General features: G+C 54.0%; 12 protein-coding genes. 7 read left to right on the plus strand and 5 right to left on the minus strand.

Features of this window, described 5'->3' with window-relative positions; all coding sequences use genetic code 11:
- Positions 1–59 precede the first annotated feature (59 nt).
- Positions 60–764 carry a pseudouridine synthase gene (locus LGT44_RS01695; RefSeq protein ID WP_230330966.1) on the minus strand — a complete coding sequence of 235 codons (705 nt, stop codon included), beginning with the start codon at positions 762–764 and terminating at the stop codon, positions 60–62.
- A 290-nt stretch (positions 765–1,054) separates the two neighbouring features.
- Between LGT44_RS01695 and LGT44_RS01700 the strand changes: the two genes are divergently transcribed.
- From LGT44_RS01700 to LGT44_RS01720, 5 genes are all read left to right on the plus strand, one after another.
- Positions 1,055–2,314, plus strand: a complete 1,260-nt coding sequence (locus tag LGT44_RS01700) for a dicarboxylate/amino acid:cation symporter (protein WP_225692589.1) — start codon at positions 1,055–1,057, stop codon at positions 2,312–2,314.
- Positions 2,315–2,541: 227 nt separating this feature from the next.
- The gene (gene rimO, locus LGT44_RS01705; RefSeq protein WP_268866348.1) at positions 2,542–3,885 is read left to right on the plus strand and encodes a 30S ribosomal protein S12 methylthiotransferase RimO; all 1,344 of its coding nucleotides are present in this window, start codon (positions 2,542–2,544) and stop codon (positions 3,883–3,885) included.
- A gap of 169 nt (positions 3,886–4,054) precedes the next feature.
- Positions 4,055–4,417, plus strand: coding sequence for a helix-turn-helix transcriptional regulator (locus LGT44_RS01710; protein WP_230330967.1), 363 nt, complete (start codon positions 4,055–4,057; stop codon positions 4,415–4,417).
- A complete protein-coding gene (locus LGT44_RS01715) occupies positions 4,411–5,739 on the plus strand; it encodes a type II toxin-antitoxin system HipA family toxin (RefSeq protein ID WP_230330968.1) in 1,329 nt (442 codons plus the stop codon). The genes LGT44_RS01710 and LGT44_RS01715 overlap by 7 nt, the downstream gene beginning before the upstream one ends.
- On the plus strand, positions 5,736–6,776 hold the full coding sequence (locus tag LGT44_RS01720; protein WP_230330969.1) for a tRNA-queuosine alpha-mannosyltransferase domain-containing protein: 1,041 nt from the start codon (positions 5,736–5,738) through the stop codon (positions 6,774–6,776). The genes LGT44_RS01715 and LGT44_RS01720 overlap by 4 nt, the downstream gene beginning before the upstream one ends.
- Here the strand turns inward: LGT44_RS01720 and LGT44_RS01725 are convergent.
- The 3 genes from LGT44_RS01725 to LGT44_RS01735 form a co-directional block, all read right to left on the minus strand.
- Positions 6,767–7,894 carry a response regulator gene (locus LGT44_RS01725; RefSeq protein ID WP_145468367.1) on the minus strand — a complete coding sequence of 376 codons (1,128 nt, stop codon included), beginning with the start codon at positions 7,892–7,894 and terminating at the stop codon, positions 6,767–6,769. The two genes, LGT44_RS01720 and LGT44_RS01725, sit on opposite strands and share 10 nt — an antisense overlap.
- Positions 7,895–8,160: 266 nt before the next feature.
- A complete protein-coding gene (locus LGT44_RS01730) occupies positions 8,161–8,946 on the minus strand; it encodes a substrate-binding periplasmic protein (RefSeq protein WP_225692594.1) in 786 nt (261 codons plus the stop codon).
- Positions 8,947–9,082: 136 nt separating this feature from the next.
- Positions 9,083–10,555 (minus strand): RimK family protein, encoded by a 1,473-nt coding sequence (locus LGT44_RS01735; RefSeq protein ID WP_225692595.1) that lies wholly within the window; start codon positions 10,553–10,555, stop codon positions 9,083–9,085.
- 338 nt (positions 10,556–10,893) lie between these two features.
- On the opposite strand from LGT44_RS01735, the gene LGT44_RS01740 reads away from it, so the two are divergent.
- On the plus strand, positions 10,894–12,018 hold the full coding sequence (locus tag LGT44_RS01740; protein WP_230330970.1) for a GNAT family N-acetyltransferase/peptidase C39 family protein: 1,125 nt from the start codon (positions 10,894–10,896) through the stop codon (positions 12,016–12,018).
- Here the strand turns inward: LGT44_RS01740 and LGT44_RS01745 are convergent.
- Positions 11,997–12,209 carry a hypothetical protein gene (locus tag LGT44_RS01745; RefSeq protein ID WP_145468375.1) on the minus strand — a complete coding sequence of 71 codons (213 nt, stop codon included), beginning with the start codon at positions 12,207–12,209 and terminating at the stop codon, positions 11,997–11,999. The genes LGT44_RS01740 and LGT44_RS01745 overlap by 22 nt on opposite strands.
- A 289-nt stretch (positions 12,210–12,498) precedes the next feature.
- On the opposite strand from LGT44_RS01745, the gene LGT44_RS01750 reads away from it, so the two are divergent.
- On the plus strand, positions 12,499–14,223 hold the full coding sequence (locus tag LGT44_RS01750) for an endonuclease/exonuclease/phosphatase family protein (protein WP_230330971.1): 1,725 nt from the start codon (positions 12,499–12,501) through the stop codon (positions 14,221–14,223).
- Positions 14,224–14,593 lie beyond the last annotated feature (370 nt).

Genomic DNA, 14,593 nt, shown 5'->3' on the forward strand with positions numbered 1-14,593 from the left:
CGGCGCGGTCTTCGGACGGTTACAAAAAAGATGGCGGCAGGAGGCCTGAATGTTGCTGTTCAGCCACCGGCGAGCAGGGCAATTTCAGCCTCGGTCAGGTCGCGGAACTCGCCTACCGGCAGGTCAGGATCAAGGACAAACTCACCCACCTGTTCACGGTGCAGGCGTTCTACATGGTTACCCATGGCGGCAAACATGCGCCGCACCTGATGGTAACGGCCTTCATGGATGGTCAGTAGTACTTCACGGTCGCTGATGCGTTGCAGTTGGGCCGGTTTGGTCGGCACCGGGTCGTCGTCGAGCAGAATGCCGCGCTCACAGCGTTGCTCGGCGTCGGCACACAGGTCTTCGGCCAGCCAGGCACGGTACACTTTCGGCTGGTGGTGACGCGGTGAGGTTAAATGGTGCGACCACTGACCATCGTCGGTGATCAGCAGCAGGCCGGTGGTATCCAGATCGAGACGGCCAACGGTGTGCATATCCAGCCGGTTGGTGATGCCTTTGAGTAAATCAAACACCAGCGGGTGAGCGCTGCCGCGGTTGGCACAGACATAGCCGGCTGGCTTGTGCAGCAGAATATAGCGGTGGCCAGTTTGCAGAATTAAGCGTTCACCATCGAGGGTAATTTCATCGTTGTCAGCCACTTTGGCGGATGCGCTTTTGGGTTTGACGCCATTGACCAGTACACGACCGGATTTAACGGCTTTGGTGGCAAGCGAGCGGGTCAGGTCGGTGGTGTCGGCAAGGAATTTATCGAGACGCATGATGGACTGCAGAAAAAGAATGTGGCCGCATTTTATCACGCCGCAGAGAATGCGTCTGTCCTGCCGGTCTGTTCCGGGTTTTACTGCAGAGCTAACGGACGGCATCAGTGAGACAAAGTATTCCGGCCGTGAGTTCGCCGGCAGCGCTTTGCAACAGAGATAAGCATGCTTTAATAGCGCCAGCCGGCAGGCCATTGGATAGATTCAAAAAAGAACCGCACGAAAATTAAACAATAATTAAAAACGATACGCGCAGAACAGAAAGCCGCGAACAGCAAAGGGGGTAGGGTGTGACAGAGCAAGATAAGTGGAAAAAACGCAGCTATTGGCCGGGCATCAATACTCAGATCCTGATCGCCGCCATGGCCGGACTGCTGCTCGGTTACTGGCTGAATGGCCAGAATGCTGCGCCACAGACCCGCGAACAGATTCTGTACGTTGCCGGTCTGGCCGGTGGCGTGTTTATCGATCTGCTGAAAATGGTGCTGATTCCGCTGATCTTTACTTCCATCGTAACCGGTGTGGCCCATCTGCAGGCTCATCGTCAGGCCAGCCGGGTATGGCGCTATACCTTTGGTTTCTTTGTGCTGTCGATGCTGCTGGCAATGATTCTGGCACTGATCGCCACCGGCTGGGTCAGACCGGGGGATGGACTGCAGCTGGATATGTTTGCTGAGAGTATGGCCAGCGTCAAAGTCACTCAGCTCAGTGGCCCTGAATTTCTTGCCCAGTTTCTGCACAGTTTGTTTTTGAATCCGCTGCAGGCAATGGCCAATGGCAAAATTTTACCCGTGGTGGTGTTTGCTCTGTTTCTCGGTGCGGCGATGGTTAAAGCGGGTGAACGCAAACAGCAGGTGCTGGGTGTGCTGCAGGAGTTACTGGAGCTGCTGATGCTCATTATTCAGTGGGTTATGTACCTCGCCCCGCTGGGTGTGTTTGCTTTGCTGACCAAACTGATGGCCACTCAGGATATGGCGCTGTTGCGTACCATGGGGGAGTTTATCCTGCTGATTTTTGCCATCACACTGATTCATGGTGTCGTGGTGCTGCCTGGCCTGCTGTATGTGTTTACGCGCAAATCGCCGCTGTGGCTGTGGCGCGGAACCCGCCAGGCGCTGGTTACAGCATTTGCCACCAGTTCCAGTGCTGCGACGCTGCCGGTCAGCCTGAAGTGTGCCGAAGAGCAGCTGCACGTACGTAATGATGTTGCCGGTTTCGTACTGCCGGTCGGTGCAACCATGAATATGGATGGTACAGCGCTGTATGAAGCCTCGGCGGCGCTGTTTATTGCTTATCTGGCGGGGGTGGATCTATCGGTCGGGCAGCAGATTATTGTCATGCTGACAGCAATGGTTGCCTCTATGGGGGCGCCGGGTATTCCCAGTGCCGGCATGGTGACCATGGTGATGGTATTGCAATCGGTGGGATTACCGGCCGAAGCCATCGCCATTCTGCTGCCGATTGACCGAATCCTCGACACTGTGCGTACAGCCGTGAATGTCGAAGGTGATCTGGTCGCTTCGGTGGTGGTGAATGAGCGCTTGGGATGACAGGGATTAATGGGGATTGGAACGTGACTGAAATCTGGTTGGCTCTTGTTGGCCAGGGGCGGCAGGGTCAGACAAATAGGCAGGTTTGAGCGTAGTCTCTGCAATGACTCTGTCTGCCGACTTCTGTACAATCCGCGCCAATTCTGTTTCCGGTACGCTGCCCGCGCCGCAATAAAACAGCGAAGTAATAAACGAGAGCAGCGGCCTTATTCCGTGAGGTTTGTGTTATGTCCGATGGCAAATTGTCTTCCGGCAAGGTTGGGTTTGTATCTCTTGGCTGTCCCAAAGCGCTGGTGGATTCTGAAAAGATCCTGACCCAGCTGAAAATGGACGGCTATGACGTGGTGAACAGCTACGACAACGCCGACGTGGTGGTGGTGAATACCTGTGGTTTTATCGATGCTGCCAAGCAGGAGTCACTGGATGCCATTCGCGAGGCCATGACCGAAAACGGTAAGGTGATCGTGACCGGCTGTATGGGCAAAGGCAAAGATGCCGAGACCATCAGAGAGCTGAACCCCGGCATTCTGGCCGTTACCGGCCCGCAAGCCTATGAAGAAGTGATGACCGCCGTGCACGAGTGGGTGCCGCCGGTGGCGCAGGAACATAATCCGTATATCGATCTGGTGCCGCCACAGGGTGTGAAGCTGACACCGCGCCATTACTCATACCTGAAAATTTCCGAAGGCTGTAACCACAGCTGTACCTTCTGCATCATCCCGGATATGCGCGGCAAGCATGTCAGCCGTCCGATCGGTGATGTACTGGATGAAGCCAAGCGTCTGGTCGCCGCAGGCACCCGTGAACTGCTGGTGATTTCGCAGGACACCTCGGCTTATGGTGTGGATCTGAAATACCGTACCGGTTTCTGGGATGGTAAGCCTGTTAAAACCAAGCTCTACGACCTGTGCAAAGAGCTGGGTGAACTGGGTGCCTGGGTGCGTCTGCACTATGTGTACCCGTACCCGAGCGTGGATGACATTATGCCTTTGATGGCCGAAGGTAAAATCCTGCCGTATCTGGATATCCCGTTCCAGCACGCCAGTCCGCGCATTCTGAAGCTGATGAAGCGTCCGGCTCATGCCGAAAACACGCTGGAGCGTATTCATAAATGGCGTGCCCAGGTACCGGATCTGGTGATCCGTTCCACCTTTGTGGTCGGTTTCCCCGGTGAAACCGAAGAAGACTTCCAGATGTTGCTCGATTGGCTGGAAGAAGCGGAACTGGATCGCGTTGGCTGCTTTAAATACAGCCCGGTGGAAGGTGCGAAAGCCAACGATCTGCCGGATCATGTGCCGGAAGAGATCCAGCAGGAGCGTTTTGACCGCTTTATGCAGGCGCAGCAGGCGATCAGTGCGCGTAAGCTGCAGCGTAAAATCGGCAGCCGCATGACGGTGATTATCGACGAAGTGGATGAAGAGGGCGCGGTTGCCCGTTCTGCCGCCGATGCGCCGAACATTGACGGCATGGTGTATCTGAACGATTTCTTCGATTGCCAGCCGGGCGATTTTGTTGAAGTTGAAGTCGAGCATGCCGATGAGTACGACCTGTGGGCATCACCGGTGGCCTGATGCCTATTTGAAAGCATGATGATCTTATAAAGTCCCTTTATAGGGACTTTATTTTGTCTTTTAGTTATTAATGTCCTGTTTTTGGGTCTTTATAATGTGTTGACTTTAATGTTCCCTGATGGGATCTTAGTGTTCATTACTGGTCTTTAAGTCCCTTTTGGGTAGCTTTATGTCGTCTGTATCGTCTTATTCCGATCTGTCTCCTGCCGCCCTCAGTGAACTGCTGGGTGAGCGGCTGAAACTGGCACGCCTGAATCAGGATCTGACTCAGGCTCAGGTTGCTGAGCAGGCGGGTGTCAGCCGTAAAGTCGTGATCAATGCCGAAAAGGGCAAGGCATCGCTGGAAGTCTTTGTTGCTCTCCTGCAGGCGCTGAATCAGGTGTCGCAGCTGGATCAGTTTCTGCCGCCGCAGACCTTATCGCCTTTGCAGCTGGCAAAGCTGCAGGGTAAACGCCGCCAGCGGGCTTCGGGCCTGGGACAGGGGCAACAGGCTGCTGATACGGGGCCGGCAGGGGAGGACGGCTCATGGTGATGGAGGCGATCCGGGTGCAATATGCCGAAGGTGCTGTCACCCATTCTGTGGGAGCGGTCAGCTTTGATACCACTACCGGGCAGGGGGCATTTGAATACAGTCCGGAATTTATCCGCAGCGGCATCGAGCTGGCACCTCTGACAATGCCTCTGGCGGCGGGTGTTTATCGGTTTCCGCAACTCGGCTTCGCCACCTTTAAGGGCTTACCCGGTTTAATTGCCGACTCACTGCCGGACGATTTTGGTAATGCGGTATTAAATGCCTGGGTTGCCAGTCGCGGTAAGCGCCCGCAGGACATCACGCCATTGCAGCGTCTGCAGTACACAGGTAAGCGCGGCATGGGTGCTCTGGAATTTGCACCGGCAACACGGCTGAAAAGTCTGAATGCCTCGCAGCAGGTGGAAATTCATGCGCTGGTGGAAATCGCGCAGGATATTCTCGATAAGCGCAGTGATTTTCAGGTGACACTTGATCAGCACGGTGCTGATGATAAAGAAGCCATGCTGGCGCTGTTGTCGGTGGGTATGAGTGCTGGTGGCGCACGGCCTAAAGCGGTATTGGCCTTTAACGAGAATTTTACTCAGGCGCGCTCCGGGCAGACCGATGTACCGGCAGGGTTCAGTCATTATCTGATGAAGTTTGATGGTGTCAGTGAGCACAATCAGAATACGGAAACCTTTGGTGATCCTATGGGTTATGGTGCCATGGAATACGTTTATGCGCAGATGGCCCAGGCCTGTGGTATTCAGATGATGCCCTGTTATTTATTGGCAGAAGGTGATCGCCGCCATTTTCTGACCCAGCGATTTGACCGCGCCGGTAACGACAAAATACATATGCAGACGCTTAATGGTCTGGCGCATGTGGATTACAAAAAGCCGGGCAGTTTTTCCTACGCCGAATTGTTTGCCGTAGCGCGCCGGTTAAAACTGAGTGCGCCCGAAGCGGAACAGATTCTGCGCCGTATGATATTTAATATCGTTGCCCGCAATCATGATGATCATGCCAAAAATACCGCGTTTTTGTACCTTAACCGGAAATGGTCGCTGGCGCCGGCTTATGACCTTGCATACAGCTATAAACCCGGTAGCCCCTGGGTGAATAGTCACTGGATGAGTTTAAATGGCAAGCGTGATGCCTTTACCCGTGAGGATATCTATTCACTGGAAAAGCTCAGTCCGTTGTTCAGTCGTAAAAAACTTAATACGGTTATTGATGAGGTCATTGAGCAGGTTTCGCGCTGGCCGCAGCTGGCAAAAGAACAGGGTGTGCCTTTGTCACTGGTGAATGAAATTACGGCGAATCTGCGGCTGACTTTATGAGTAAAAAAATTCTCCTGCTGTCTGCCTATCGCTCTGACAGCCATGCCAGCTGGGCGAAATGGCTGACACAGAATCTGGCCGCCGACTGGCGTGTGCTGGAATTACCCGGGCGTTATTATCGCTGGCGCATCCGTGGTAATCCGCTGAGCTGGCTGGATGAATTGCCTGAACTTCTGCACGATTGGCAACCTGAGCGTATTCTGGCCACCTCTATGGTGGATATCGCCACTATTAAGGGCTTGTTTCCGCAATTGGCGGCGGTACCGGTCAGTTATTATTTTCACGAAAACCAGTTCGCGTATCCGCAGGGGGAAGGTCAGCACAACTCGGTTGATCCGATGATGGTACAGCTGTATGGCGCGCTGGCGGCCGATGAATGCTTATTTAATTCGGATTTTAATCGCCAGACGTTTTTAACCGGTGTGGATGCACTGTTAAAAAAACTGCCGGATTGTAAACCGTCCTCGTTATCTGATCGTCTCGGGAAAAAATCAACCGTGCTGCCGGTGCCGGTTAATTCCGTGGCTGTCGGTAAAAAAATCCCCGGTCTTATCGTCTGGAATCACCGCTGGGAATACGACAAAAAGCCTGAGTCGTTTTTACAGTTACTGCAGTTACTGAAAGCTCAGGGCGTTGATTTTAAACTGGCGCTGCTGGGTGCACGGGCGCAAAAAATACCGGCGGCATTAACCCATATCCGCAATGAGTTTTCTGCACAGATTCTGGTCGATGCTATGGTCAGCCGTGCTGATTATGAATACTGGCTGGGTGCTGCTGAAGTAGTTGTCAGTACGGCCATCCATGAGTTTCAGGGGTTGTCGGTGCATGAAGCGGTCAGTGCCGGAGCCGTACCTGTGGTGCCTGATGATTTGTGTTATCGCGAACAATATCCTGAAGCACTGCGTTACCCACCCGCAGATACTGATGCGGCGGTTGCTGTTATCCGTGCGGTATTCTCTGGCAAAGACGGTTGTTTACCACGGGCAGCAGTGACCAGTTCTGCCGATGCCTGGCGGCAATGGTTACGTTATTGCTGAGCCAGCAGGTCGTACAGGGCCTCAAGAATTTTGCTCAGGTTACCATCCATATCTTTGGCTTTTCCCGCCATATCATCCAGCCTGGCGGTCGTCTGATTCGCCAGTTTCATGAGTTTTTTCTCCTGATCCTCTTCAAGGCCAAGGCTGAATAACATGCCTTCGAGGCGAATCACCATGTCGCTGACGGTGTTGGTGACGCTTTCGGTATAGGCATTAATATCATTACTGGTCAGGCGGATGTTGTCTTCAGCCAGGGCAATCAGGTCACGCAAAAATTGTGTACGCTGCTGGCTGAGATTGGACTCCGCAGCAATGGACTGCGCGCGGCCATTGGCAATATCGGCGAGCACCGCCAGATGGTCTTTGAGGCGGCCATAGCGGGCTTCATCGTCCAGGGGCATATTCTTGATCAGAATAATCACCATGCCGCTGTGAATAACGGTGCGGACACCCAAATGGGTAATCCGCTGGTCGACATTGCGGAATTTCATCAGAACTTTTGCCTCCATCGAACCTGCGGTGCAACCCAGCAGAACCGGTTCCGCTTCGTCAATCAGCACGCAGCAGTTGAGGCCGAACTGAGCTGCGACGGTCATAATGGCAACGGCGAGGGCGCTGCCTTTCTGAATGGCCTGAACTTCTTTTACAAAATGGATAATCTGGCCCAGCTCACTGGAGCTGGTCATAGCTTCCATCGCCACATTCATGGCTTCGTGCGATTGCGCAATGGCCTGCTTGCGTGACAGGCAGCGCTGCAGATGAAACTCAATCTTTTCCAGCAGCAGGGTGCCGTCAATGGGCTTGGTCAGGTAATCATCGGCGCCGGCTTCAAAACCGGCAAGACGCTCTTCGGCACTGTCTCTGGCAGAAACAAATATCACCGGAATGGTCGCGCTGCGCGCCGTTTTACGGATTGTCAGGCAGGTATGGTAGCCACTGATTCCCGGCATGTTGATATCCAGCAGGATCAGGTCCGGCTCTTCCTGCTCCAGCATGCTCAGGCATTGTTCCCCTGATTCAGCTTCGCTTATACGGTATTTGTCTTCCAGCAGGCTGCGCAGCAGCAGGCGGTTGTCGGCAGCGTCATCGACGATATAAATCAGTGGTTGGGGTGTCATGCGTTTTCTCCATTACTACGGCTGTATGGCTGATCCCTGGCCGGAGGCCTTATTTTCTGGCCCGCAGTTAACGGGTGGACGTTATCTCTCAGTCTAGACGCGGAAGACGAGGGGGCAATGTTGGGGCTGGCATCTGCGGATTTGCGTGGTTTTACAGCAGGTTATGGCGGGATAGAAGGCAGCGGGGGGTGACGACTGCGGTTTTTCCGGATTGTGCGCATTTGCGGGTCTGTTAATGCGGGTTTAACAGACCCGGACTGGAGGTGCTATTTGCTTAAGGCCTCTTTGACCGATGCCGGAAGCTCGCCGTCCCACTTTTTATAGATCGGGAGCAGCTTATTTTCCCGCTCGAGGACAGGCATACGCTCGTTGTAAATATCAATCAGAACCTGCGACAGTGGCGTGTTGGCAAAGCCGATGTAGATGTCGGTGCCTTCGGGCATTTCGTTCATAACGTAGTGCGTCATATCCAGATTGTTGGCGGCTACGGTCGCGGCAATTTCGTCCCACTCATCAATCAGGTAATCAATTTTTCCGGCTTCGAGCAGTTCCAGTCCCAGTGCCGTGGTGCGGTATTCCAGCAATTCAAAGTCACGTTGGTCTGCTTCAATAACATCGTAGTCTTTTATCCAGCCGACATTTTTATTACTCAGGCTGGCCGTGCCATTCCAGGGCAGATTGCGTTTAGCCAGGGTTAATACAGACATGTATTCCACATCGATGGCGTAGTCCGGAAAAAGCAGGTCTTCTTCAGTCTCTTTGTATTCACCGGCAATGGCGTTGTAAACACGGTATTTGGTAACCATCTTCATCGCCCGGTTCCAGGGGACGTTGGCTGTTTTCACCTTAACCTGCGCCGGCTCGTAGATCGCCTTCAGTAATTCCCAATAGAGCCCGGTACCATCAGCGTTGGTAAAACCTTCCCATTCGGGGGCAACCACACTGATCGACTTGATATTTTCACGATTGAAAACTGAATTTTTTTCGGCGGATTCCGCGGCTGCAAACAGGCTGCTGAAAGACAGCAGTAAAAGGATAAGGTACTTGGGCATAAGAAGGCCTTGGCATGAATGATCCCTTAATGGTAACACCTGTGGCGCGGTCTTCTTGTTCAGAGTGTCCGGAATTACAAAATAAAACGCAGAGAACCGAAGTACTTCTGCGTCCTGATTTCTACTGATTTTTTTATTATTTGCGTCCGTTCAGCTCGTCCAGTTTGCGCAGCATAATGCCCATGATCTGTTGATACAGCAGGCTGCCGCTGTGCAGGTCTTCGACACCCATGTCGATGCTGGGGTTATCGTTAACCTCAATAATAACGGCGCGATCGCCGCTCTCTTTCAGGTCCACACCATAAAAGCCATTACCCATGCACTTGGCTGCTTTCAGTGCGGTCTTGATGACTTTTCTCGGAACTTTATCGACCGACATTGCATCGGCATTGCCGGATTTATGCGAGCGCGCGCTATGGTTGTAAATCTGCCAATGGCTTTTGGCCATAAAATAGCGGCAGGCGTAAATGACCTGATTGTCCATAATACCGATGCGCCAGTCGTAATCGGTGGGCATAAATTCCTGCAGCAGTAAAATCGCTGAGCGCTGACTCAGACGCTCGATGCATTCAATCAGTTGTTCGCGGTCTTTGGCTTTTTCCACCCCGATAGAAAACGAACCGTCCGGCACCTTAACAATCACCGGCAAGCCCAGCTCGGCAATCAGACCGTCGAGATCGTAGGGCTGGTTACCCATAATCAGACGGGTTTTCGGCGTGTCGACTTCAAAGCGCTGCAGGCGTTCGTGCAGATACACTTTATTCGAGCAGCGCATAATGTCGGTCGGGCTGTCGATCACCAGCAGGCCCTGATTTTCTGCATTCTGGGCTATCTGGTAGGTGTGATGATCCACGCGGGTGGTTTCGCGGATAAACAGCGCGTCGTATTCGCCAATGCGGGACGCATCTTTCCAGGTAATAAAATCGACATTCAGGCCGAGGTCTTTACCGGCTTTCTCAAAGGCTTTTAAGGCGCCTTTATTGGATGGCGGCAAGGCTTCTTCCGGGTTGTGCAGAATGGCAAGGTCGTATTTAAAGCGTTTGCCCGAACGGCGGTTACGCCAGATTTTATGGCTGAAGGCATCCAGTGCTTCGGCAAAGCGGGTCTGGCCTGCATCGTCGAGATCATCAAGTGAACAGCAGTGCACGCGGCTGATGGTCCATACACCGGGCTGGTGACGGGTCAGGGTGATATCCAGTACCGGAAAACCAAAGGTATCAAAAATACGGCGGGCAACGGCTGCCAGCTCCGGCTGTTCGCTCTGGCCGAAGTAAATGCGTAACGGCAGCTGCTGGCTGTCGGCATCGCGTTTTTTGTAGAGGCTGTCGAGCTGACGTCCGTAGCGCAGTGGCAACGGCTGGCCGGATTCAAAGCTGTTCAGCTCGCGGATGGCGCGCACCGATGGAAATACCTGACCGCCGCGGGCCTCGGCCAGCAGAGAGCCATAGTAGCCTGTGCTCAGGTAGCTGTAGTCGCGGCAAAGGTTGATGACGTAGCCGCGGGTCTCGGCAAAGTCGCGCAGGTATTGCTCAATCGCAATCACCTGATTGGTCGGATAAAACGGACTCCAGTCCGTCAGCTGATCGACAAGCACGAGCAAAGGTTTCATAACATATTCCGCAGAATGAGACCGATAAAATAAGGTGGTTGCTGAGCCCGAAAGGGCGTCTGGTCAGACTCCGGATTTACGCTCTGGTTCATGCCGGATAACGGCGTAAGAAAAAGGGCAGTCCATCGCCTGACGGATGTCAGTGTCAGCAGGCAGCGGCACCAGAACAGTGCTGGCTGAAAAATCATAGTATGCAGGGGGCGCGACTTTCGCCAGTAAAAAAATAGCGCTGGCGCTACTTTTTTTCGGCTGAGGTGAAGACTATGCTCAGCGGCATTATCAGACCGTGCGCTATGCGTCCGGCTGATCTTTTCTGGCTCTGAAAATTACGGATTTTTATGCATCCCCGACTGGCGGAAATTAGCGACGTTGCGGCGTTGAGTGCACTTGAAGCGCAGGTATTCAGCGGTGACTGTCTGAATGCGCGGCGCTTTCGCCATTTTATCCGCAGCGAGCACAGTGAGCTCTGGTGTCTGGATCATCCGCAGGGCGGCATCCAGGCCTATGCGCTGGTGCTGTTTCATCGCGGCACCTCGCTGGCGCGTCTGTATTCTCTGGCGGTTGCGCCTGAAGCCCGCGGACAGGGGCTGGGGCTGCAATTGCTGCGCTGGGTGGAAGAGCGGGCGCTGGCCCGTCACGTATTATTTATGCGCCTTGAAGTACGCAAGGACAACGCTGGCGCATTGGCCTTATATGAGCGTTATGGCTACCGCCGGTTGCGTACCCTCAAACAGTATTACGAGGATGGTGCCGATGGCTGGCGTATGGAAAAACACCTGCGCGGTGCAATTCCGGTACCGGATAAAATCCCGTTTTATGCCCAGACCACACCTTTTACCTGCGGCCCGGCCGCCTTGCTGATGGCGATGCGCAGTCTGGATAAAAGCGTGGTGCTTAACCGCCTGCATGAGCTGAACCTGTGGCGCGAGGCGACCACTATTTATCTGACCACGGGTCACGGCGGAACCTCACCGCAGGGGTTGGCTCTGGCGGCGCACAGTCGTGGTTTTGCGGTGCGGTTGTGGCTGTCGGATATTCGCGTGGCGTTTCTGGATGGTGTGCGCAGTAGCCATAAGCGTGACGTTATCCAGCTGGTCGGTGATGATTTTCAGGCGCGCTGTGACAGCGCCGGGATTATTACCGAGGTCGGCACTAAAAGTGTGGATGATCTGCGCCAGGCGCTGGCGGCGGGGTACCGTATTCTGTTGTTAATCAGCACCTGGCGTCTTAACCGCAATAAAGCGCCGCACTGGGTGTGGCTGGTGTCGGTGGACGATGATTACGGCTATATCAACGATCCGGATGTGGATGCCGATCTGGATCAGGTGGCGACCGATAACCTCTATGTGCCGGTCAGCCTCGACAATCTGGCGCGCATGATTCAGTACGGCACGGCACAGTATGGAGCGGCGGTATTGCTCTCTGAATCGCCACAGCCGGTTCAGGAGGCTGCGTGCACGTAAGGCTCGGTACGTTGCGGGTCGTACAGCTCGTCAAATTCCGGCGCGCGCTCTGAGCGCAGCGCCACCCAGCCGGCGACATCTTCACGCCATTCTTCCATTGGCCGTATCAGCGGCGCCGCCAGCATCTTGGCTTCGGTGCCACGGGTTGCAAATACCAGAACCTGTTCCACTTTGTATGCCTGTAATGCCATGCCTGTTGCTCCGCGATTATCTGACTCTGTGCCGGTCGTGAATACTGCGACCGGGCGGCACTTTATACCAGAAGAGAGGCGTTCAGCCTATGCCGGAACTGTGCACGGGAGGATCTCCGATCATCAAAAAGCAGCACAAGTGGCGCGAAAAAACGTAACAAAAACAAAGAGTTCTGCTATATGCTGTACGGCAGTCCCGGATGGACTGCGCTGAATACTCTCCGCTGACAGCGACGTTTTAACGAACGACGACAAAAAGTTAATTAACGACGACAAAAAGAGATTCCATATGCTGAACCTTGTCCGTTTCCGCCCCATTGCATCTGCCAGTGCTGCTGCATTGTTGCTGGCATCATCTGCTGTGATGGCGATGTCGCAACCGCCGCAGTCGCTGAACAGCGAGATTGTATTTACCAACAGCACGCTGGAAACCCTGCAGGTCAGTCTGCAGGGGGATGCCAACGCTGAACTGGTCAGTGCTGAAGTACCGCCGCTGGCAACCCGTACCCTGGCCCGTCTGATCCGTGATGCCGCAACTGACAGCAGTCTGGTGCTGAACCTGAGCTCCGATGCTGATCAGTTTGTATTGCAGCAAAATACTACCGGTCTGAACGTCAGCTTTGCCGCCAGCGGTAATGGCTGGAATCTGGCTGGCCAGAGCGATGACAATATTCACCGTCAGGCCGCGACTATTGAAGGCCGCGCCGCCATGCTGGCGGTTAAAGGCGAAAGTCTGAGTGATGGTGGCATTATCCGTTATGTGCTGCAGGAGCAGGATAATAAGCCTGCCGCACAAGCCCCTGGTGATTTCAGCCTGCTCAGCTACAACATCTGGGCGACCACAATTTTCGGTTCGAAGAAAGTTTCCACCCGCCTGACGCAAATGCCGCAGGTGATGGCTGACTACGATGCGCTGGTACTGACTGAAGTGTTTGATCTGGCAGAAAGCAATGCGCTGCTGGATGAGTTGCGTGCTGAGTATCCGTATCAGACCGGCGATATTTTTAAACTCGGTAAGGTGCTGGGTTCTGGTACCCGTATTCTGTCGCGCTGGCCAATCGTGCTGGAAGATTCTCACGCCTACAGCGATTGTGATGGTATTCAGTGTGCGGCTACGCGGGGAGTTATTTATGCCAGGCTGAATAAACAGGGCAAAACCTACCACGTATTTGCCACCCATACCCAGTCGTCCGATGACGATGCCAACCGCAACGCCCGTCTGGCCCAGTTGCAGGAAATGGGGGATTACATCCGCAGCCTGAACCTGCCTGCCGATGAGCCGGTGCTGATGGCCGGTGACTTTAACGTTAATAAAATCGGCCTGCCGCAGGATCGTGATTATCTCGAAGCTGTGCTGAATGCCCGTGAGCCGCAGAATACCGGCCACACGCTGAGTTTTGATTCCAACACCAACCACTGGGCGGAAGCGCCGTATCTGGAATATCTGGATTACACCCTGGTCAGCAATGTTAACCAGCCGGCAGTGAGTGCCACGCAGGAAATTATTGCGCCGCGTTCGCTGCAGGATAACCTCTGGGGCGAATGGGATTTATCGGATCACTATGCCGCCCGTGGCCTGTTCCGCTTTGATGACAGCAATGTCGTCCGCAGCGCATTTCCTTATGCCGGTGACGTGGTGCATCTGCAAACCGCGAATGGCCATTTCCTGCGTGCAATGAGTGGCGGTGGCAGCTTTGTCTCGGCGGGTTCATCGCAGGTTGGAACCTGGGAAAGCTTTATTATGGCCAGTCTGGCTGACGGTAAAGTGGCTCTGCAGGCGCGCAATGGCGGTTATGTTGGTCTGGATTCTTACCTGCTGGGCACACTGACTACCGGGCACAGTAAAGACAGTGCAGCAGCACAGTTTGAACTGGTAAACCTCGGTAATGACCGCGTGGCCCTGAAAGCGAATAACGGCAAATATCTGCGTGCCGATTTTGGCGGTGGTGCCGGTGCCAGCGCTGGTTCCGCCGATATTGGTGCTAATCAGACCTTTGTGTTGATTCGCCCATAAAGCGGAGTCTTTAGCAGATATAAAAAACGGAGCAGCAGCTCCACAGCTGTCCCACAGTTTGGAGTGACATCGTCACTCCAAGCTACAGTATTCATCAACGACTGTTTTTCAATCTGAAACGCCTTTCCGGGGCAAGCCCCTGGCCCCCTGCAAGGAGAGGTATCTCCTTACAATCCTCTCTTTTCGGCGCGTCCGGCTTCTTCCAGCCAACGGCAATGATTATGCGGCACGCAAAACAATTCGCCCCGGAACGACACTTTAAAACACCAATGATTTGTATCGTTCCGGGGCAGGGTTTTGCTCTGAAGGCCGCAGAATCATCTGGTTGTCTGGCGCCGCACGATCGCCGGTTTAAGCAATCCGCTCAGCC

Origin of the sequence: Thalassolituus alkanivorans (genome assembly GCF_020447205.1) — a bacterium.
GTDB classification, from domain to species: domain Bacteria; phylum Pseudomonadota; class Gammaproteobacteria; order Pseudomonadales; family Oceanobacteraceae; genus Venatoribacter; species Venatoribacter alkanivorans.